This window comes from Mycolicibacter acidiphilus, from assembly GCF_018455725.1.
Taxonomy (GTDB): Bacteria; Actinomycetota; Actinomycetes; order Mycobacteriales; family Mycobacteriaceae; genus Mycobacterium; species Mycobacterium acidiphilum.
The window spans coordinates 68,174-88,325 of record NZ_JAHCLR010000020.1 but is presented as its reverse complement, the minus strand read 5'-3'; the positions used below and the strand labels follow the sequence as shown (position 1 = coordinate 88,325).

The window sequence follows — 20,152 nt, the reverse complement described above, 5'->3', positions numbered from 1 at the left end:
CTCACCTGCCTGTGTAGTCGAATATGCGTGGATCGGGGCCCAAGCGGGCGCCATCGTCGAGAGAGGATAGCGCGGCCATCTCCGCGGCACCGAGTTCGAAGTCGAACACTTCGAAGTTGCTAACGATCCGCTCAGGGTGGACCGACTTCGGGATGACGATGTTACCGAGTTGCAGGTGCCACCTGATCAGCACTTGCGCCGGCGTCTTGTCGCAGCCGTGGCGACCGCGGTGACGGCCGGGTCGCTCAGCAGCGAACCCTGCCCCAGCGGCGCCCACGCCTCGGTGGCGATGCCCAGCCGCGCGTGCGTTTCCCGCAGTTCGGCCTGGGTGAACCTGGGGTGCAGTTCGATCTGGTTGACGACGGGCACGATCCCGGTCCCGTCGATGAGCAGCTTGAGGTGCTCGGGCTCGAAATTGCTCACCCCGATCGACCGGATCCGGCCCTGATCGCGCAGGTGGGCGAAGGCCCGGAACGTCTCGACGAACTGATTGCGGCCGGGCAGCGGCCAGTGGATCAGGTAGAGGTCGAGGTAGTCCAGGCCGAGGCGGTCCATGCTGGCGTCGAATGCGCTCAACGTGGATTCGTAGCCCTGGTCGGCGTTCCAGAGTTTGGTGACCAGGTAGATCTCATCGCGCGGCACGTCGCTGGCCCTGATCGCCCGGCCGACTTCGCGCTCGTTGCCGTACAGTGCGGCAGTGTCGATGTGGCGGTATCCGGCCTGCAGCGCCGTGGTCACCGCCTGTTCGGCATCCGCCGGCGGAACCTTGTAGACCCCGAAACCGACGCTGGGGATCGAATTACCGTCGTTGAGCGTGACCGAGCGCAAGTTACTGGGAGCAGCCATGACACGAAGTCTGCCAGGCGGATCTGACCGGGCGGCGACGGCGCGGTTCGCCGACCGGTTGCAGAGCACCGCCGTCAGTGTGGGAATGAAGGTCACCCCGTTTCTGCCGCTGCCGGTGAAGCGGCTGATGACCGGCGGCCGGTCGGTGAGCATCGACGGCAACACCCTCGATCCCACGCTGCAGTTGACGCTCGCCGGGCAGCGGGTGCTGGGCATCGACGGCCTCGTGATCGACGACGACGTCGAGGCCTCCCGGGCACAACTGCGTGAACTGCTGTCCGGATTGGGTGGTGAGGACGTCCACGTCAAGGTCCGCGACGTCACCGTGCCCGGTCCGGCGGGAGACATCGGCGCCCGGCTGTACCGCCCGCCCGGCGGCCGGACCACGGCACTGCTGGTCTTCTATCACGGCGGCGGGTTCGTCATCGGCGACCTGGACGCCTACGACGCGGTGTGCCGGCAGGTCTGCCGGGACGGCGACGTGGCGGTGCTGTCGGTCGATTACCGGCTCGCACCGGAGCATCCGGCTCCGGCGGCCCTCGACGACGCCTACGCGGCGTTCCGCTGGGCGGCTGAGCACGCCGCCGACCTCGGTGCCGTTCCCGGACGCATCGCCGTCGGCGGCGACAGCGCCGGTGGCAACCTGGCTGCGGGGGTGGCGCTGCTGGCCCGTGACGAGGCCCGTCGCCAAGCCCCTGACAAGGGCGCACCGACGCCGATCCTGCAGTGGCTGCTCTACCCGGTCACCGACTGTGCTGCGACCACCCGGTCTCGGACGCTCTACGCCGACGGTTTCGTGCTGACCAAACACGACATCGACTGGTTCACCGCCCAGTACGTCGGTGGCTCCGGTGTCGACCCGACCGACCCTCGGGTGTCGCCGCTGCGGGCGTCGGATCTGTCCGGTCTGCCGCCGGCACTGATCGCCCTGGCCGGTTTCGACCCGCTGCACGACGAGGGGGCGAGCTTCGCGGCGGCGCTGCAGGAGGCCGGGAACGTGGTGGACCTGCGGGTGGCGGGGCCGCTGACGCACGGCTTCGTCAGTCTGGCTGCGCTCGGCGGCGGCAGTGCCACCGCGACGACACAGCTGATATCCGCGTTGCGCGCCCACCTCAGCCGCGGCGCGACGGGCTGAGCCCGACGGTACGCTAGGCGGCGAACCAACCACCGAACACGAGGAACGACGCACCTGTGGCCAGCAAACCCAAACGCCCCGGCGCCTCCGGCTTGAAGGCCGCCGACCAGAAACGTAACGCCGTCATGCAGTTCGGGCTCATCGGGCTCGTGCTGGTGTTCGCGGTCGGCCTGATCGGGTACATCGTGTTCTCCAACACGCACGGGAAGACGGCGGCCAACGCCGGCACCGCGGTCCGGGTGACGTCGGACAAGCTGATCACCCAGGACGGGACCACCGAGCCGAAGGCCGTGGTCTCGTTCTACGAGGACTTCCTCTGCCCGGCCTGCGGGAATGTGGAGCGGGCGTTCGGGCCGACGATCTCGCGGATGATCGACATCGGTGCGATCGCCGCGGATTACCACATGGTGGCGATCCTGGACCGACCTGAGTACGACTACTACTCCAGCCGGGCTGGGGCCGCGGCCTACTGCGTCGCCGACGCGAGCATCGACGCGTTCCGCCGATTCCACACTGCGCTGTACACCAAGCAACTACAGCCGATTGAAGGCGGACCGAGCTACCCCGACAACAACCGCCTGATCGAGACCGCGCGCCAGGCGGGTGTCGTCGGCGACGTTCCGGCCTGCATCAACAGCGGCAAATACCTGAAGATGGTGCGCGGCGCGGCAAAGGCCGGCGGTATCAACGCCACCCCGACGCTGCGGATCAACGGCGCGGACTACCGGCCGTCGACACCCGAGGCGCTGGTCGCCAAGATCAAGGAGATCGTCGGCGACGTGCCGGGGCTGGAAGCGGTCAACCCGCCGGCCGAGGAGTCGTAACCATCACGGCCGCGCTCTCCCCGGAGCAGACCGAGGTGCCCGGCGCCCCGGCCGGCGGCACGCCGGTGTCGGCGGGCGCCGCGTGGCTGGTGCTGCTCGCCGGGGTGATCGGGCTGGCCGCGTCGATCACGCTGACCGTCGAGAAGATCCGGCTGCTCGCCGATTCGGGCTACGTGCCGTCGTGCAACCTGAACCCGGTGCTGTCCTGCGGGTCGGTGATGGCCACCCACCAGGCGTCGGTGGTCGGGTTCCCCAACCCGATCCTGGGCATCGCCGGCTTCACCGTGGTGTTGGTCAGCGGTGTACTCGCGCTGGCGAAAGTGCCACTGCCACGGTGGTATTGGGCAGGCCTGACGGTGGGGGCGGCGATCGGGACGGCCTTCGTGCACTGGCTGATATTCCAGAGCCTGTACCGGATCGGCGCCCTGTGCCCGTACTGCATGGTGGTGTGGTCGGTGACGATTCCGCTGCTGGTGGTGTCCGCATCCATCGCATTCGCACCGGATTCCGGACACAAGAATTTGCAGATTTTGCACCGGTGGCGCTGGACCTTCGTTGCGTTATGGTTCATCGCGTTATTCATGTTGATATTCATCAGGTTTCAGGATTACTGGGTGACGTTGATCTAAGGGGTGGCGTGTGATTTCCAAGGTGCTGGTCGCCAACCGCGGGGAAATCGCGATCCGGGCGTTTCGCGCTGCCTACGAACTAGGCATCGAGACCGTCGCGGTCTATGCCTACGAGGACCGCAACTCGCTGCACCGGCTCAAGGCCGACGAGTCCTATCAGATCGGCGAACCCGGCCACCCGGTGCGCGGCTACCTGTCGGTGGACGCCATCGTCGGTGCAGCGAAGCGTTGCGGTGCCGACGCGATCTACCCCGGTTACGGTTTCCTCTCCGAGAACCCGCGTCTGGCGCAGGCCTGCGCCGAGGCGGGCATCACCTTCGTCGGCCCCAGTGCAGCGGTGCTGGCGTTGGCGGGCAACAAGTCCCACGCCGTCGCGGCCGCCCGCGAGGCCGGCCTGCCGGTGCTGGCGTCGTCGGCGCCGTCGACCTCGGTGGACGAGTTGCTCGCGGCGGCGTCCGGCATGGCGTTCCCGCTGTTCGTCAAAGCGGTCGCCGGCGGCGGCGGCCGCGGCATGCGTCGGGTCGGAGACATCGATGGGCTCGCCGAGGCCATCGAGGCCGCCAGCCGGGAGGCGGAGTCCGCGTTCGGGGATCCGACGGTCTACCTCGAGCAGGCGGTGATCAATCCGCGGCACATCGAGGTGCAGATCCTCGCCGACACCCACGGTGACGTCGTGCACCTCTACGAACGGGACTGCAGCGTCCAGCGCCGGCACCAGAAGGTCGTCGAACTGGCGCCGGCACCCAACCTCGACCCGGCGCTGCGGGACAAGATCTGCGCCGACGCCGTCGCCTTCGCCCGGCAGATCGGCTACAGCTGCGCGGGCACCGTCGAGTTCCTGCTCGACGAGCGCGGTAACTACGTGTTCATCGAGATGAACCCGCGAATCCAGGTGGAGCACACCGTCACCGAGGAGGTGACCGACGTCGACCTGGTCTCGGCCCAGTTGCGGGTCGCGGCGGGGGAGACGCTGGAGGATCTCGGCCTGCGCCAGGAGACCATCGTCGTGCATGGCGCCGCGCTGCAGTGCCGGATCACCACCGAGGATCCGGCCAACGGCTTCCGTCCCGATACCGGTCGGATCACCGCCTACCGCAGTCCCGGCGGCGCCGGCATCCGCCTGGACGGCGGCACCAACCTCGGTGCGGAGATCAGCCCGCACTTCGACTCGATGCTGGTCAAACTGACCTGCCGGGGAAGGGATTTCACCACGGCGGTGAATCGCGCGCGCCGGGCGATCGCCGAGTTCCGGATCCGTGGCGTGTCGACCAACATTCCGTTCCTGCAGGCAGTGCTCGACGACCCCGATTTTCGGGCCGGTCGGGTCACCACGTCGTTCATCGACGAGCGCCCGCAGCTTCTGACGGCGCGCTCGTCGGCCGACCGCGGCACCAAGATCCTCACCTACCTCGCCGACGTCACGGTGAACGCGCCGCACGGATCGCGGCCGTCGAAGGTGCGGCCGCGCGACAAGCTGCCCGCACTGGATCTGACGATCCCGCCGCCGCCGGGATCCAAGCAGCGGCTGATCCAGTTGGCGCCGGAGGGATTCGCGCGCTGGCTGCGGGAGTCACCGGCGGTCGCGGTGACCGAGACGACGTTCCGCGACGCGCACCAGTCGTTGCTGGCGACCCGGCTGCGTACCAGTGGCCTGCTCAACGTGGCGCCCTACATCGCCCGCACCACCCCGCAGTTGCTGTCGATGGAGTGCTGGGGTGGTGCGACCTACGATGTGGCGCTGCGGTTTTTGAAGGAAGACCCGTGGGAGCGGCTGGCCGCACTGCGCGAGGCGATGCCGAACATCTGCCTGCAGATGCTGCTGCGGGGCCGCAACACCGTCGGCTACACCCCGTACCCGGAGTTGGTGACGTCGGCGTTCGTGGCCGAGGCGACTGAGACCGGTATCGACATCTTCCGGGTGTTCGATGCCCTGAACAACGTGGGCTCGATGCGCCCGGCGATCGACGCGGTGCGTGAAACCGGTTCCGCGGTAGCCGAAGTCGCGATGTGCTACACCGGGGATCTGACGAATCCGGCCGAAGACCTCTACACCCTGGACTACTACCTGCGGCTGGCCGAGCAGATCGTCGACGCGGGTGCGCATGTGCTGGCGGTCAAGGACATGGCCGGGCTGCTGCGGCCCGCGGCGGCCACGGCGTTGGTCGGGGCGCTGCGAGCCCGGTTCGATCTGCCGATCCACGTGCACACCCACGACACCCCCGGCGGTCAGCTGGCGACCTACGAGGCGGCCTGGCAGGCCGGGGCGAACGCCGTCGACGGCGCCGCGGCACCGCTGGCCGGCACCACCAGTCAGCCGTCGCTCAGTTCGATCGTCGCCGCCGCGGCGCACACCGACTACGACACCGGACTGTCGCTGGCCGCGGTGTGCGACCTGGAGCCGTACTGGGAGACCGTGCGAAAGGTGTACGCGCCGTTCGAATCCGGGCTCACGGGACCGACCGGTCGGGTCTATCGCCACGAGATTCCCGGCGGGCAGCTGTCCAACCTGCATCAGCAGGCCAAGGCGCTGGGCCTGGCGGACCGGTTCGAACAGATCGAGGACAACTACGCCGGCGCCGACGCGGTGCTGGGCCGGCTGATCAAGGTCACCCCCAGCTCGAAGGTGGTCGGGGATCTGGCGCTGGCCCTGGTCGGGGCCGGGATCAGCGCCGAGGAGTTCGCCGCCGACCCGGCGCGCGTCGACATCCCCGACTCGGTGATCGGTTTCCTGCGCGGCGAACTCGGCGAGCCGGCCGGCGGCTGGCCGGAGCCGTTGCGCACCAAGGCGCTTGAAGGCCGCGGCCCGGCCCGGCCGGTGCAGCCGCTGTCGGCCGAAGACGAGGCGGTGCTCGCGCTGTCCGGGCCGAAGCGGCAGGCCACCTTGAACCGGCTGCTGTTCCCCGGCCCGACAAAGGAATTCGAGGCGCACCGCGAACTCTACGGCGACACGTCGCAGCTGTCGGCGAATCAGTTCCTCTACGGCCTACGGCAGGGGCAGGAGGAGCGGGTCCGGCTGGAGCGCGGCGTGGAACTGCTGATCGGGCTGGAGGCCATCTCCGAGCCCGATGAGCGCGGCATGCGCACGGTGATGTGCATCATCAACGGTCAGTTGCGGCCGGTCGAGGTGCGCGACCGCAGCATCGCCAGCAGCGTTCCGGTGGCCGAGAAGGCCGACCGCAGCAAGCCCGGCCACATCGCCGCACCGTTCGCCGGTGTGGTCAGCGTCGTTGTGGCCGAAGGCGATCAGGTCGCGGCCGGGCAGACCGTCGCCACCATCGAGGCGATGAAGATGGAGGCCGCCATCACCGCCCCGACCGCCGGTACGGTGGCGCGGGTGGCGGTGTCGCAGACCGCCCAGGTCGAGGGTGGCGACCTACTGGTGGTGGTGAGCTGACCCGGATCGTCGGTGGTGCCGCGGGTGGGCGGCGGATCGCCGTGCCGCCGCGCGGAACCCGGCCGACTACCGACCGGGTGCGCGAGGCGCTGTTCAGCGTGCTGGATGCGCGCCTGGACCTCGACGGGATGGCGGTGCTGGACCTGTACGCGGGCTCCGGGGCGCTGGGGCTGGAGGCACTGTCGCGGGGTGCGGGCTCGGCGCTGTTCATCGAATCGGACCGTCGGGCCGCCGATGTGCTGGCCGGCAACATCGCCACGCTGGGGCTGGCCGGGGCGATGCTGCGTCGCGGAACCGTCGCGGCGGTGTTGTCGGGTGAGGTGTCCGAGCCGTTCGACCTGGTGTTCGCCGATCCGCCCTATGAAGTCAGCGCGCGCGACGTCGACGCGCTGCCGGCGCTGTTGAGCACCGGTGGCTGGGTGGGCCCGGGCAGCGTGGTGGTGATCGAACGGGCGGTGTCGAGTCCGGCGGTGGCCTGGCCGGAGGGCTGGGAGGCGTGGCCGCTGCGCAAGTACGGGGACACCCGGTTGGAGTTGGCCGAGGTCGGCTGAGGCTGCTGCTAGCGTCGTCGGTTATGAGTGGCGCGGTGTGTCCTGGTTCGTTCGACCCGGTGACGCTGGGGCACGTCGACATCCTGGAGCGCGCCGCCGCCCAGTTCGACGAGGTGGTGGCTGCGGTGCTGGTCAACCCCGCCAAGAAGGGCCTGTTCTCCCTCGAGGAGCGCATCGAACTGCTGGAGGAGTCCACCGCGCACCTGCCCAACGTGCGGGCCGAATCCGGCCGCGGCCTGGTGGTGGACTTCGTCAAGGAGCGCGGCCTGACCGCGATCGTCAAGGGACTGCGTACCGGCACCGACTTCGAATACGAACTGCAGATGGCCCAGATGAACAAGCACATCGCCGGGGTGGACACCTTCTTCGTGGCGACCACCCCGCGGTACTCGTTCGTGTCGTCGTCGCTGGCCAAAGAGGTCGCGTCGATGGGTGGGGACGTCTCGGACCTCCTGCCGGAACCGGTGAACGTGAGGTTGGCGGCGAAACTGCGCGGATAAGCGCATGGCAGGGCATGTACAGTGTGTACATGCCTGCCGTCTGGTTCAACAGCGTGACGGAGGGTCGCGCGAACCTGCGGAACCTCCTTGACGCCGCAGCGCACGGCTTTCCGGCAGGGCTTCGTCGCGACCGGGACGGTTTTGCAGTGCTCGACGCGAAGCGACTCCGGGCGCTACTCGCCACCCAGGCACGCCGCCCGGAGGTGATCGCCGAGGCCGATGGCTGGTCGGTGCTCATCCCCGACACCCCGGTAGCCGCCGACGGTGCGACGCTTGCGGAGGCGGTGGCCGAGATGGTCGATGCGTTGCGCGAGTACGCCGCCGACTGGATCGACCACCTGTCGACGGCCTCCAACCATGCGGACAACTGGTGGCTCGTTCAATTGACCGCTCTGTCCGATGACCGCGAATTGGCCGACTGGCTGACCGCCGGACAACTCGCATCGCAGTCATGAGTTGGCCGGCTCCGACGCGAGCCGACCACGACAAGTTCTGCCGCGTCGAGGGTTGGACGCGAGTCCGCGATGCCGCTGGACGTACCGGAACACATCACGTCACTTACGAATTCGTCCTGCCCGACGGCCGGATTCTCCGCACGCGGATCTCACATCCGCCGAACCGGACCGGCTACGGCGCGCGGATCTGGGCCCACATTCTGCGCGATCAACTGTGTGTCGACGAAGCCACGTTCTGGGCGGCGGTGCGTGATGGGGCGGTCCCGATGCGCAGTCGCGCCACCCTGCAGGCTGACCCACTTCCCACTGAAGTGGCTGTGCTGCTGGTGAACCGAGTTGGCCTGACCCGCGAGCAGGTGGCGGCGATGTCACGTGCGGAGGCCATCGAGCAGCTGAATCGGTTCTGGAGCGAGGGAGGTTGACCGCGTCTGGCGTCGCGTGTCCGACGGTCAGAAGACGATCGTCTCGCCCGCCACCCGCAGCACCCTGTCCTGGCAGTGCCACTGCACCGCCCGGGACAGCACGGCCCGTTCCACGTCGGCGCCCAACCGCACCAGATCGGTGACACTGTGCGTGTGGTCGACGCGCACCACATCCTGCTCGATGATCGGCCCCTCGTCGAGCACCTCGGTGACGTAATGCGCCGTCGCGCCAATGAGTTTCACGCCCCGATCCCGGGCCCGCTGGTACGGCGCCGCACCGATGAACGCCGGCAGGAACGAGTGGTGGATGTTGATCAGCGGCACTCCGAGCGCATCGATGAAGTCGCCGGTGATGATCTGCATATAGCGGGCCAGCACCACGAGATCGACGTTGCCGCACAGCAGTTGGAGTTGACGCTGCTCGGCCTCGGCCCGGATGTCCTTGTTGGCCGGGATGTGGAAGAACGGCACCCCGAATGGGCGGACCTGCTCGGCCAGGTCGGCGTGATTGGAGATCACCATCGCGACCGTCATCTCCAACTCGCCGCGTCGGTTGCGCCACAGCAAATCCAGCAGGCAGTGGTCCGTCTTGGAGACCATGATCGCCACCCGCTTGGGTTTGGCGGCCTCGGCGAACCGGTAGTCCATGCCGAACTTCTCGGCCACCGTAGCGCCGAACCGCTGCTGCAGATCGTCGACCGCGGCCGTCAGACCCGGCAGGTGAAAGATCGCCCGCTGCACGAACGTGCCGTCCTCCGGGGCGGTCGAGTGCTGGTCCAGCGAGACGATGTTGGCACCGGCGTCGGCCAGAAACGCGCTGACCGCGGCGATGATGCCGTGGCTGTCGGGGCAGCGCAGCAGCAACCGGCCGATGTCGGCCGTCGGGTGCCGGTCGGGCGCGTGCGGATAGCTCTGCTGCGCCGACGCCGTTGCCGGGGAGCGTGTCATGGTCGTCCTTCGCTGCTCGGGATCCGGGATACCACCGGGTCAGGGTACTCAAATCCCGACACACCGGGCCGCAAAACGCAGTCACACGCGTAACACAAGGCACACTGGCAACAACAACTAGGGCTGGAGGGTGTCGCCGTGTACCGAGTGTTCGAAGCGCTTGACGAGCTGGGGTCGATTGTCGAAGAAGCGCGCGGTGTGCCGATGACCGCCGGCTGCGTGGTGCCCCGCGGTGACGTGCTGGAGCTGATCGACGACATCCGCGACGCGATCCCGGGTGAGCTCGACGACGCCCAGGACGTCCTCGATGCCCGCGACTCGGTGCTGCGGGAAGCCAAGGACCACGCCGAATCGATGGTCAGCACCGCAACCAGCGAATCCGAGTCGATGGTCGGCCACGCCCGCGCGGAAGCCGACCGGCTGCTCGCCGACGCCAAGTCGCAGGCCGACCGGATGGTGGCCGAGGCCCGCGGGCACAGCGAACGCATGCTGACCGAAGCCCGCGAAGAGGCCGCCCGGCTCACCGCAAGCGCCAAGCGCGAGTTCGAGACCGCGACCAGTCGCGCCCAGGCCGAGTGCGACCGGTTGGTCGAGAACGGCAACGTCGCCTACGAGAAGGCGGTGCAGGAGGGCATCAAGGAGCAGCAGCGCCTGGTGTCCGCCAACGAGGTGGTCGTGTCGGCGAAAGCGGAGTCCACCCGGCTGATCGACTCGGCGCACGCCGAGGCCGACCGGATGCGCGGCGAGTGCGACATCTACGTCGACGCCAAGCTCGCCGAGTTCGAGGATTTCCTCAACGGCACGCTGCGCTCGATCAACCGCGGACGTCACCAGTTGCGCACCGCCGCCGGCACGCACGACTACGCAACCCGCTGACTCCGGGCCCGCCGGGCCACCCGCACCGTAGACTGCCTGGCATGGCGAGGCACCCGGACACCGCACCCAAGGCGTCCCCGCGACATCCGCGTTCGCCGTTCGTCATCGACGTGTCCAGGCTGGGGCGGCGTCCCGGCGCGATGATCTCGGTCCATGAGCAGCGCACGAGCCCGACGGGCATCGGGCTGGATCTGGTCGCGATCCCGCCGGGGGCCGCAGTGGACCTGGATCTGCGGGTGGAGTCGGTCTCCGAGGGCGTGCTGGTCACCGGGACGGTGGCGGCGCCGACCGTCGGTGAGTGCTCGCGGTGCCTGAACCCGCTGACCGGTGAGATCGACGTCGACCTCACCGAGCTGTTCGCCTACCCGGACAGCACCACCGACGCCACCACCGACGACGAGATGGGCCGGGTCAGTGACGACGCGGTCGACCTGGAGCAGGCGATCGTCGACGCCGTCGGACTGACCCTGCCACTGGTGCCGCTGTGCCGACCGGACTGCCCCGGACTCTGCCCGGACTGCGGGATCGCGCTCGCCGACGCCGAACCCGATCATCACCACGACAAGATCGACCCGCGCTGGGCCAAGCTGGTCGGGATGGCCGGTCCGCAGGCAGCCGACGACGGTGACCGGTGAGTCGGCCACGACAACCCGTACTCGACGCGCTCGGGGTGGATCTGCCCGAGGAGTTGCTCACCCTGGCCGTCACCCACCGCAGCTACGCCTACGAACACGGCGGCCTGCCCACCAACGAACGACTGGAATTCCTCGGGGACGCGGTGTTGGGGCTGACCATCACCGACGAACTGTTCCACCGGCACCCGGACCGGCCCGAGGGCGACCTGGCCAAGCTGCGCTCCAGCGTCGTCAACACCCAGGCACTGGCCGACGTGGCGCGCGGGCTCACCGACGACGGACTCGGTGCGCATCTGCTGCTGGGCCGCGGTGAAAGCAACAGCGGCGGCGCCGACAAGTCCAGCATCCTGGCCGACGGGATGGAGTCACTGCTGGGCGCGGTGTACCTGCAGCACGGCATCGACGCCGCACGCGAGGTGATCCTGCGGCTGTTCGGCCCGCTGCTCGACACCGTGGCCACCCTGGGCGCCGGCCTGGACTGGAAGACCAGCCTGCAGGAGCTCACCGCCGACCGGGGCATCGGGGTTCCGGCGTACCGGGTCAGTTCCACCGGCCCCGACCACGACCGGGAATTCACCGCCGCCGTCGTCGTATCCGACGTCGAATACGGCTCCGGTGTCGGCCGAACCAAGAAAGAGGCCGAACAGAAGGCGGCGGCCGCCGCATGGAAGGCACTGACGGCGCTCGACCCGCAGGGCGACACCCCGCGCGGGTGAGCTCGCATGCCCGAACTTCCCGAAGTCGAGGTGGTGCGTCGCGGCCTGGACGCCCATGTGGTGGGCCGGACCATCACCGCGGTGCGGGTGCACCACCCCCGGGCGGTACGCCGGCACGAGGCCGGCGCGGCTGATCTGACCGGCCGGCTGCTGGGGGCGCGGATCACCGGCACCGACCGGCGCGGCAAGTACCTCTGGCTGCTGCTGAGCACCGGCGAGGCGCTGGTGGTGCATCTCGGGATGAGCGGGCAGATGCTGATCGGTCCGGCGCCCAACCCCAACCATCTGCGGATCGCGATGCTGCTCGACGACGACACCACGGTCAGCTTCGTCGACCAGCGTACGTTCGGCGGATGGCAGCTCACCGACCTGGTGACGGTGGACGGCAGCGTGGTGCCGGAGCCGGTGGCGCACCTGGCCCGCGACCCGCTGGATCCGGGGTTCGACGCCGAGGCGGTGGTGAATGTGTTGCGGCGCAAGGATTCCGAGATCAAACGTCAACTGCTGGATCAGACCGTGGTGTCCGGGATCGGCAACATCTACGCCGACGAAGCGCTGTGGCGGGCCGGGATTCGTGGCACCCGGATCGCGTCGTCGCTGAGCCGGCCGAAGCTGCGCGCGCTGCTGGCGGCGGCCGCCGAGGTGATGACCGGCGCGCTGTCGGTCGGTGGCACCTCGTTCGACGCGCTCTACGTCAACGTCAACGGTGAGTCCGGGTACTTCAGCCGGTCGCTGGACGCCTACGGTCGCGAAGACCAGCCGTGCCGGCGCTGCGGAACCCTGATCCGGCGGGCGAAGTTCATGAACCGCTCGTCGTTCTACTGCCCGAAGTGCCAGCTCTGACCCCGCACTTCTTCCCGTGACCGTGCATAACTCTCCGGCCCCACCTGGGGTTTTGGCGGTCAACCCTGCACGCTCACCGGAGGGGTCAGTGGCGCCGGCCGAAGTACTCCAGGGCGCGGGCTTTGGTGGCCGCGTCGGCCTTGGCCGGTGATCCGCTGTCGAACGGCGGCTGCGGGTCGTATTCGATCATCAACTGGGCGGCGCGGGCGGCGTCGGCGTCCACCAGCAGTTCGACCAGGCGCAGCGCCATGTCGATCCCGCTGGACACTCCGGCCGCGGTGATGATCCGCTGCGGCAGATGCTCGACCACCCGGTCCGGTGTGTAGCGGGCACCCAGCGAGTTCAGCAGATCGGCGGCGCGCCAGTGCGTGGCCGCCGTCAGCCCGTCCAGCAATCCCGCGGCGGCCAGCACCAGCGCGCCGGTGCACACCGATGTGGTGAATGCGGTGTGGGCGTGGGCGTTTCGCACCCAGTCGAGGACCTCGTCGTCTTCAAGCAGTGCCCGGGTGCCGTGCCCGCCGGGGAAGACGACGACGTCGGGCCGGGGCAGTTCGGCGAAGGCGGCGTCGCAGACCATCCCGAGCATCGCGTTGTCGCTGCGCACCTCGCCGCGCCGGTGGCCGACGAACGTGACGTCGATGTCCGGGATCCGCTGCAGCACCTCATACGGCCCGACCGCATCCAGTGCGGTGTAGCGCGGAAACAGTGGGATCACGACGTGCATGACGCAGACCGTACGCGCCCATAAAACCAGGAAGCCAGTGAACTGGCTTGCATGAAGACGACGCTGGAACTCCCCGACGACCTGATGCGTGCCATCAAGGTCCGGGCGGCGCAGCAGGACCGCAAGATCAAGGACGTCGTGACCGAACTGCTGCGCCGTGCGCTGTCACAGCCGGAGAGCGCCGCGACGGCCGCGGCCCCGCGTCGGGTGCGACTCCCACTCGTGCAGTGCGATACCGCGTTCGGGTCGGACATGACACCGGACCGCGTCGCCGCCGTTCTGCTCGGCGAGGAGGCGGATTGGTCGGGCAGGTCCGGCGATGCTGCTGTGTGACACCAATGTCTGGTTGGCGCTGGCGCTGTCCGGTCACGTCCATCACGGGATCGCACGCGCATGGCTTGACACGGTCGACGAACCCGGCGTCATCCATTTCTGCCGGGCGACCCAGCAGTCGTTGCTGCGGTTGCTGACCAATCGAAGGGTGCTAGGGGCGTATGGAATTCCACCGCTGACCAACGCTGAAGCGTGGGCCGCATACGCCTCCCTCCGCGGTGATGACCGGATTGCGATGACGGACTGCGAACCCGACGGGCTGGAATCGCAGTGGCAGGCCTTCGCAGTCCGGCAGTCGGCCGCGCCGAAAGTCTGGATGGACGCCTATCTCGCCGCGTTCGCACTCACCGGCGGTTTCGAGTTCGTCACCACTGATTCCGATTTCGCTCAGTACCAGGGGCTGAACCTGCGGTTGCTCACTGCCGGGTAGATCGCCGTCCGGTCAGTCGAAAATCTCCCGGCGCAGGATCCCCTGTGGCGCTGTCGGATCGACGAACCATTCCCGGCTGAACATCGTCCCGAACACCTGCGGAGGCAGGTGCTGCACCACTGCGAACAGTCGCGCTGTGGCTCCGTTGATCTGCGAGCGGTGCGCGGCGAGGGCATCCCGTTTCTGACGGGCATAGTCGAACACATCGATCCGGTGGGTGATCGTCGCGCGGGGAGCGTAGGCGGCGCGGACGATCTCCGGCGGATACGGCGGCGGCAGTCGCAGCAGCCGAGCGAAATCAGTCATGCGGCACAGCGTTTCGCGGGGCATGGTCACCTCCAGAACCCGAGGTGTCGCCGCGAGTTCCGCCGCGCGCTTGCCTACGTGATGCACCTGCACGTGATCGCGGTGGAAGTAGCCGCCGTTGGCCTGGTAGGAGAGCAGCAGATCCGCTTCCTCATCGCGGAGGATCGCGGCGAGTCGTTCCGCCGCCTCCTCGACGTCGGCGCGGCCGAACCGGACCCGCCCGGGCGGGTCGGGGTAGAACTCCGGGCCGAAACCACTGTCGGCGTAGCCCAGGCACTCGACCCGATGCGCGCCGAGAATCGCTGTGCTCGAACGTAGTTCATCCAGGCGGTACGGGTCGTCGTCGTGCACCCGGCCATCGGTCGCCACCACCACGACGACCCGGTGGCCCTGAGTCACCAGCCGGGCCAGCGTCCCGCCGGTGAGCACCACCTCGTCGTCGGGGTGGGCGTGGAATGCGACGACGGTGGCCATGGAACTGCAGTATTCCCCGGTCTCATCGTTGCGTCGAGATCCGCGGTAGCGCGGGGGCCACTCGAGGTTTGGCACGGCACCGTCGATCTCGGCGCAGGGTCTGTTCAGGGTAGAAATATCAGCATGACGAAACTGTGGGTCGAACGCACCGGGGTCCGCCGTTACACCGGACACAGCTCACGCGGCGCGCAGGTCCTGGTCGGCAGCGAGGACGTCGACGGCGTGTTCACCCCCGGTGAACTGCTGAAGATCGCCCTGGCCGCGTGCAGCGGGATGTCCAGCGACGCCCCGTTGGCCCGCCGGCTCGGGGACGACTACCCGGCCACCATCCACGTGTCGGGCCCCGCCGACCGGGAGCAGGAGCGCTACCCGCTGCTGGAGGAGACGCTCGAACTGGACCTGTCGAGTCTCACCGAGGCCGAGGCGCAGCGCCTGCTCACCGTGGTGAGCCGGGCCATCGACCAGGTGTGCACGGTGGGCCGCACATTGAAGTCCGGCACCGAGGTGCGTTTCGAGGTGGCCGGACATGAGCGAGCCTGACGCCCGGCTCACCGCCTGGGTGCACGGCCGGGTTCAGGGCGTCGGCTTCCGCTGGTGGACGCGCTCACGCGCCCTGGAACTGGGGCTGACCGGTTACGCGGCGAACCGGCCGGACGGCCGGGTGCAGGTCGTCGCGCAGGGACCGCGGGACGACTGCCAGCGACTCCTCGACCTGCTGCAGGGCGACACCACCCCCGGGCGGGTGGACACCGTCGTTGCCGACTGGTCGCAGACACGAGAACCGATCAGCGGCTTCAGCGAACGTTGACCCCCGGTAGTCTCTGACCTCGTGCACCTCAAGAGTCTGACGTTGAAGGGCTTCAAATCCTTCGCCGCGCCGACGACTCTGCGTTTCGAACCGGGCATCACCGCCGTGGTCGGACCCAACGGCTCCGGCAAATCCAACGTGGTCGACGCCCTGGCCTGGGTGATGGGGGAGCACAGCGCCAAGACCCTGCGCGGCGGGAAGATGGAGGACGTCATCTTCGCCGGTACGTCCTCGCGGGCGCCGCTGGGCCGCGCCGAGGTCACCGTCACCATCGACAACTCCGACCACGCGCTGCCGATCGAATACGCCGAGGTGGCGATCACCCGCCGGATGTTCCGCGACGGCGGCAGCGAATACGAGATCAACGGCTCCAGCTGTCGGCTGATGGACGTCCAGGAGTTGCTGAGCGACTCCGGCATCGGCCGGGAGATGCACGTCATCGTCGGCCAGGGCCGGCTGTCGCAGATCCTCGAGTCCCGCCCCGAGGACCGTCGCGCCTTCATCGAAGAGGCCGCGGGCGTCCTCAAGCACCGCAAACGCAAGGAAAAAGCCGTCCGCAAGCTGGACGCGATGGCAGCCAACCTGGCGCGGCTCACCGACCTCACCACCGAACTGCGCCGTCAGCTCAAACCGCTCGGCCGGCAGGCGGAGGTGGCACGTCGCGCCGCCACCATTCAGGCCGATCTGCGCGACGCCCGGCTGCGGATCACCGCCGACGACCTGGTCAACCGGCAGGCCGAGTTCACCGGCACGACCGACGCCGAGGCGGTGCTGCGCCGCGAACACGACCAGATCACCGAGCGCCTGACGATCGCCGCCGACGAACTCACCGCCCACGAGTCTGCGGTCGCCGCCCTGACCCAGCGGGCCGAGGCCGCCCAGCAGACCTGGTTCAAGCTCTCCGCGCTGGCCGAGCGGGTCAATGCGACGGTGCGGGTCGCCAGCGAACGCGCCCAACTGCTGGATGAGGAGCCGATCACGGCCAGCGGCGTCGACCCGGACGCCCTGGACGCCGAAGCCGAACAGGTCGCCGCCGCCGAGCAGCAACTGCTCGCCGAACTGGACACCGCCCGAGCCCGGCTGGAAGGCGCCCGCGCTGAACTGGCCGACCGGGAGCATCGCGCCGCCGAGGCCGAGAAGGCGCACCTGGCGGCGGTGCGCGCTGAAGCCGACCGTCGCGAGGGCTTGGCGCGGCTGACCGGTCAGGTGGAGACCATGCGCGCCCGAGTCGAGTCCATCGACGGCAGCGTCGCGCAGCTCTCGGAGCGCATCGAGGAGGCCGCGGCCCGCACCCAGGCGGCGCAGGCGGAGTTCGAGACCGTGCAGAGCCGGGTGGCCGAACTCGACCAGGGCGAACTGGGCCTCGACGAACACCATGAGCGCACCGTGGCGACGCTGCGGGTCGCCGATGAGCGGGTCGCGGAACTGCGCGATGCCGAACGCGCCGCCGAACGCCAGGTGGCGTCGCTGCGGGCCCGAATCGAGGCGCTGTCGATGAGCCTGGAGCGCAAGGACGGTGCCGCGTGGCTGGCGGAGAACCACGCTGACGCAGCACTTTTCGGCTCGATCGCAGAACTGGTCAAGGTGCGCTCCGGCTACGAGGCGGCACTGGCGGCGGTGCTCGGCTCGGCCGCGGACGCGCTGACGGCGACAGACTCCGGTGCGGCGCGCTTGGCGCTGACCGCGCTGAAGGACGCCGACGGCGGCCGGGTCGCGATCGTGCTGGGGGACTGGCCGGAAGCGGTTGACCGGAACCACACCGCCCCACTGCCGACCGGGGCGGACTGGGCGCTGGATCTGGTCGACGTGCCCGACCGGCTGCGCGGTGCGATGACCGCGATGCTCTCGGATGTGGCGGTGGTCGTCGACCTGGCTGCGGCGCTGAGTCTGGTGGCCGACCGCCCCGGTATGCGCGCGGTCACCGTTGACGGGGACCTGGTAGGCGCCGGATGGGTGAGCGGGGGCTCCGACCGCAAGCCATCCACCCTGGAGATCAACGGTGCGATCGACAAGGCGCACGCCGAACTGACCGACGCCGACGAGCGGGTCGGCCAGCTCGGTGCGGCGCTCTCCGGCGCGCTGGCCGAGCAGACCGCCCGCCACGATGCCGCCGAGCAGGCTCTGGCCGCGCTCAACGAATCCGATGCGGCGATCGCCGCGACCTACGAGCAGCTGGGCCGGCTCGGCCAGGACGCCCGCTCCGCTGAGGCCGAGTGGCAGCGTCAGCTGCGGCAGCGCGAGGAGCTGGAAGCCGGCCGCACCCAGACCGTCACCGAACTCGGCGACCTGGAGGCGCGGCTGGCGGGCGCCGAGCAGAGCGAGCCGGCCGACGAGGTTCAGCCGGTGGACCGCGCTCAGATCACCGCCGCCGCCGAGGCCGCCCGCGGCATCGAGGTGGAGGCCCGCCTGGCGGTGCGCACCGCCGAGGAACGCGCGAGCGCCGTTCGCGGCCGGGCGGATTCGCTGCGCCGACAGGCCGCCGCCGAACGAGATGCGCGGGTGCGCGCCGCGCAGGCCCGCGCCGCCCGCCAGCAGGCCGCCACCACCGCGGCCGCCGTTGCCGATGCGGGGCGGCTGCTCGCCGAACGGCTGGCACTGGTGGTCGCCGCGGCGTCACGGATCCGCGATGGGCTGGCCGGTGAGCGTCAACAGCGGGCGGCGGCGCTGTCGGCCGTGCGCGACGAGGTGAACTCGATGAGCACCCGCATCACCGCGCTCACCGAGTCGCTGCACCGCGACGAGGTGGCCAAAGCGCAGGCGCAGTTGCGTATCGAGCAGCTCGAAGCGCAGGTGCTCGAACAGTTCGGGATGGCGCCGGCCGACCTGATCGCCGAATACGGCCCCGACGTGGCGCTGCCGCCGACCGAACTGGAGATCGCCGAATACGAGCAGGCCCGCGACCGCGGCGAGCTGGTGATGGCCCCGGCCCCGATGCCGTTCGACCGCGCCACCCAGGAGCGCCGGGCCAAGCGCGCCGAGCGGGAGTTGGTCGAACTCGGTCGGGTGAACCCGCTGGCGTTGGAGGAGTTCGCGGCGCTGGAGGAGCGCTACAACTTCCTGTCCACCCAACTCGAAGACGTCAAGGCCGCCCGCAAGGATCTACTCGACGTGGTCTCCGACGTCGATGCCCGCATCCTGCAGGTGTTCACCGAGGCTTACGCCGATGTGGAGCGTGAGTTCGTCGAGGTGTTCGCGACGCTGTTCCCGGGCGGGGAGGGCCGGTTGCTGCTGACCGACCCCAACGACATGCTGACCACCGGAGTGGAGGTGGAGGCCCGCCCGCCCGGCAAGAAGGTCAAGAGGCTGTCGCTGCTGTCCGGCGGCGAGAAGTCGCTCACCGCGATCGCCATGCTGGTCGCGATCTTCCGGGCCCGCCCGTCGCCGTTCTACATCATGGACGAGGTGGAGGCCGCGCTCGACGACACCAACCTGCGGCGACTGCTGGCGCTCTTCGAGATGCTGCGCGCCAAATCGCAGCTGATCGTCATCACCCACCAGAAGCCGACGATGGAGGTCGCCGACGCGCTCTACGGGGTGAGCATGCAGGGCGACGGCATCACCGCGGTGATCTCGCAGCGCATCCGCGGTGAGAACCTGGCGACTGCTTCGGGCTAGCGGGTCAGTTCGTCGAGGCGGAACCGCATCTGGACCGGCTGGTGGACCTCAGCACAATCTCCGTCGAGCACCGCGACCGACCGGTACACGTCGCCGTCGAGGCGGTAGGCCAGGAACCACTCGCCCGTGGGCGCCTCGGCGTCGACGATCCAGTAGTGCTCGATACCTGCCTTGGCGTATTCGTACAGCTTCATGACGTGATCGGTTCCGCGCGATCCCGGCGACACGATCTCGACGACAAGCACGACGTCGGCGGCGGGAACCCGGCTGGAAGCGTGGTCGAAGGCCCGACTGGAAGCCACCACGATGTCGGGGTGCCGCACACTCGGCGGGAATGACGCGCTTGTCGTGACTTCCATTTCGGGAAGCACCTCCAGTCCGTCGACCAGGTTCGCATCGAGGAGCTGGACAACACGCTTGGAAATGCGCTGGTGCGGTGCCTGCGGGCGCGGTGACATGACGAGGTTCCCCTCACTGAGCTCCCACCGGCGGGTGTGTGCGACCTCAAGTGCATCCCACTGCTCTAGTCCGATCGAGCCGGGCGGCAGGTCTGCCAGTTCGGACATTGCACCTCCTCCCGATGGCAGTTCAAGTAGTTGCAGGTTACGCCCGAAGACGTCTTGGTCGCAGTCTGCCGAGCCCCACCGACAACCCGTGCCCACCGAGCTCCTGAAACAATGGCCGGGTG

21 protein-coding genes and 1 pseudogene are annotated in these 20,152 nt (G+C 69.1%); 17 read left to right on the top strand and 5 right to left on the bottom strand.

Features of this window, described 5'->3' with window-relative positions; all coding sequences use genetic code 11:
* Window position 1: 1 nt before the first annotated feature.
* Window positions 2–846: pseudogene (locus tag KIH27_RS11645) on the bottom strand (aldo/keto reductase).
* Between KIH27_RS11645 and KIH27_RS11640 the strand changes: the two are divergent.
* Genes KIH27_RS11640 through KIH27_RS11605 form a run of 8 tightly spaced genes read left to right on the top strand, consistent with a single transcriptional unit; the run spans window position 845 to window position 8,756 of the window.
* A complete protein-coding gene (locus KIH27_RS11640) occupies window positions 845–1,981 on the top strand; it encodes an alpha/beta hydrolase (RefSeq protein WP_214093105.1) in 1,137 nt (378 codons plus the stop codon). The pseudogene KIH27_RS11645 and the gene KIH27_RS11640 sit on opposite strands and share 2 nt — an antisense overlap.
* A 56-nt stretch (window positions 1,982–2,037) precedes the next feature.
* Window positions 2,038–2,805, top strand: coding sequence for a DsbA family protein (locus KIH27_RS11635; protein ID WP_214093104.1), 768 nt, complete (start codon window positions 2,038–2,040; stop codon window positions 2,803–2,805).
* Between the two features lie 2 nt (window positions 2,806–2,807).
* Window positions 2,808–3,434, top strand: coding sequence for a vitamin K epoxide reductase family protein (locus KIH27_RS11630; RefSeq protein WP_214093123.1), 627 nt, complete (start codon window positions 2,808–2,810; stop codon window positions 3,432–3,434).
* Between the two features lie 10 nt (window positions 3,435–3,444).
* The gene (locus KIH27_RS11625) at window positions 3,445–6,828 is read left to right on the top strand and encodes a pyruvate carboxylase (RefSeq protein ID WP_214093103.1); all 3,384 of its coding nucleotides are present in this window, start codon (window positions 3,445–3,447) and stop codon (window positions 6,826–6,828) included.
* On the top strand, window positions 6,825–7,379 hold the full coding sequence (gene rsmD, locus KIH27_RS11620) for a 16S rRNA (guanine(966)-N(2))-methyltransferase RsmD (RefSeq protein ID WP_214093122.1): 555 nt from the start codon (window positions 6,825–6,827) through the stop codon (window positions 7,377–7,379). Before KIH27_RS11625 ends, rsmD begins: the two co-directional genes overlap by 4 nt.
* A gap of 23 nt (window positions 7,380–7,402) precedes the next feature.
* The gene (gene coaD / locus KIH27_RS11615; RefSeq protein ID WP_214093102.1) at window positions 7,403–7,879 is read left to right on the top strand and encodes a pantetheine-phosphate adenylyltransferase; all 477 of its coding nucleotides are present in this window, start codon (window positions 7,403–7,405) and stop codon (window positions 7,877–7,879) included.
* 29 nt (window positions 7,880–7,908) lie between these two features.
* Window positions 7,909–8,334, top strand: coding sequence for a RelB antitoxin-like protein (locus KIH27_RS11610; RefSeq protein ID WP_214093101.1), 426 nt, complete (start codon window positions 7,909–7,911; stop codon window positions 8,332–8,334).
* Window positions 8,331–8,756 carry a cytotoxic translational repressor of toxin-antitoxin stability system gene (locus tag KIH27_RS11605; protein ID WP_214093100.1) on the top strand — a complete coding sequence of 142 codons (426 nt, stop codon included), beginning with the start codon at window positions 8,331–8,333 and terminating at the stop codon, window positions 8,754–8,756. Before KIH27_RS11610 ends, KIH27_RS11605 begins: the two co-directional genes overlap by 4 nt.
* 27 nt (window positions 8,757–8,783) lie before the next feature.
* Here the strand turns inward: KIH27_RS11605 and purU are convergent, their stop codons facing one another.
* On the bottom strand, window positions 8,784–9,704 hold the full coding sequence (purU, locus tag KIH27_RS11600; protein WP_250149957.1) for a formyltetrahydrofolate deformylase: 921 nt from the start codon (window positions 9,702–9,704) through the stop codon (window positions 8,784–8,786).
* A 138-nt stretch (window positions 9,705–9,842) separates the two neighbouring features.
* Between purU and sepIVA the strand changes: the two genes are divergently transcribed.
* Genes sepIVA through mutM form a run of 4 tightly spaced genes read left to right on the top strand, consistent with a single transcriptional unit; the run spans window position 9,843 to window position 12,774 of the window.
* The gene (gene sepIVA, locus KIH27_RS11595) at window positions 9,843–10,580 is read left to right on the top strand and encodes a cell division protein SepIVA (protein ID WP_214093099.1); all 738 of its coding nucleotides are present in this window, start codon (window positions 9,843–9,845) and stop codon (window positions 10,578–10,580) included.
* A gap of 41 nt (window positions 10,581–10,621) precedes the next feature.
* On the top strand, window positions 10,622–11,215 hold the full coding sequence (locus tag KIH27_RS11590) for a YceD family protein (protein WP_214093098.1): 594 nt from the start codon (window positions 10,622–10,624) through the stop codon (window positions 11,213–11,215).
* A complete protein-coding gene (rnc, locus tag KIH27_RS11585; RefSeq protein ID WP_214093097.1) occupies window positions 11,212–11,931 on the top strand; it encodes a ribonuclease III in 720 nt (239 codons plus the stop codon). Before KIH27_RS11590 ends, rnc begins: the two co-directional genes overlap by 4 nt.
* A 6-nt stretch (window positions 11,932–11,937) precedes the next feature.
* Window positions 11,938–12,774, top strand: a complete 837-nt coding sequence (mutM, locus tag KIH27_RS11580; RefSeq protein WP_214093096.1) for a bifunctional DNA-formamidopyrimidine glycosylase/DNA-(apurinic or apyrimidinic site) lyase — start codon at window positions 11,938–11,940, stop codon at window positions 12,772–12,774.
* Window positions 12,775–12,859: 85 nt separating this feature from the next.
* Here the strand turns inward: mutM and KIH27_RS11575 are convergent, their stop codons facing one another.
* Window positions 12,860–13,498 (bottom strand): DJ-1/PfpI family protein, encoded by a 639-nt coding sequence (locus tag KIH27_RS11575; RefSeq protein ID WP_214093095.1) that lies wholly within the window; start codon window positions 13,496–13,498, stop codon window positions 12,860–12,862.
* A 51-nt stretch (window positions 13,499–13,549) separates the two neighbouring features.
* Here KIH27_RS11575 and KIH27_RS11570 point away from each other — a divergent pair, with 51 nt between their 5' ends.
* Both KIH27_RS11570 and KIH27_RS11565 read left to right on the top strand, forming a co-directional pair.
* Window positions 13,550–13,831: an antitoxin gene (locus KIH27_RS11570; RefSeq protein ID WP_214093094.1), complete on the top strand. Its 282-nt coding sequence runs from the start codon at window positions 13,550–13,552 to the stop codon at window positions 13,829–13,831.
* Entirely contained in the window at window positions 13,818–14,261 is a 444-nt protein-coding gene (locus KIH27_RS11565) for a type II toxin-antitoxin system VapC family toxin (RefSeq protein WP_214093093.1), read from the top strand. Before KIH27_RS11570 ends, KIH27_RS11565 begins: the two co-directional genes overlap by 14 nt.
* A gap of 12 nt (window positions 14,262–14,273) precedes the next feature.
* Here the strand turns inward: KIH27_RS11565 and KIH27_RS11560 are convergent, their stop codons facing one another.
* Window positions 14,274–15,041 carry a PIG-L deacetylase family protein gene (locus KIH27_RS11560; RefSeq protein ID WP_214093092.1) on the bottom strand — a complete coding sequence of 256 codons (768 nt, stop codon included), beginning with the start codon at window positions 15,039–15,041 and terminating at the stop codon, window positions 14,274–14,276.
* 123 nt (window positions 15,042–15,164) lie between these two features.
* On the opposite strand from KIH27_RS11560, the gene KIH27_RS11555 reads away from it, so the two are divergent.
* From KIH27_RS11555 to smc, 3 genes are read left to right on the top strand one after another with little or no spacing between them, the layout of a single operon-like run.
* Window positions 15,165–15,581 (top strand): OsmC family protein, encoded by a 417-nt coding sequence (locus tag KIH27_RS11555; protein WP_214093091.1) that lies wholly within the window; start codon window positions 15,165–15,167, stop codon window positions 15,579–15,581.
* Window positions 15,568–15,849 (top strand): acylphosphatase, encoded by a 282-nt coding sequence (locus tag KIH27_RS11550; protein ID WP_214093090.1) that lies wholly within the window; start codon window positions 15,568–15,570, stop codon window positions 15,847–15,849. The genes KIH27_RS11555 and KIH27_RS11550 overlap by 14 nt, the downstream gene beginning before the upstream one ends.
* A 21-nt stretch (window positions 15,850–15,870) precedes the next feature.
* Window positions 15,871–19,464: a chromosome segregation protein SMC gene (smc, locus tag KIH27_RS11545; protein WP_214093089.1), complete on the top strand. Its 3,594-nt coding sequence runs from the start codon at window positions 15,871–15,873 to the stop codon at window positions 19,462–19,464.
* On the opposite strand, the gene KIH27_RS11540 is transcribed toward smc, so the two are convergent.
* Window positions 19,461–20,030: a Uma2 family endonuclease gene (locus KIH27_RS11540; protein WP_214093088.1), complete on the bottom strand. Its 570-nt coding sequence runs from the start codon at window positions 20,028–20,030 to the stop codon at window positions 19,461–19,463. The genes smc and KIH27_RS11540 overlap by 4 nt on opposite strands.
* Between the last annotated feature and the right edge of the window lie 122 nt (window positions 20,031–20,152).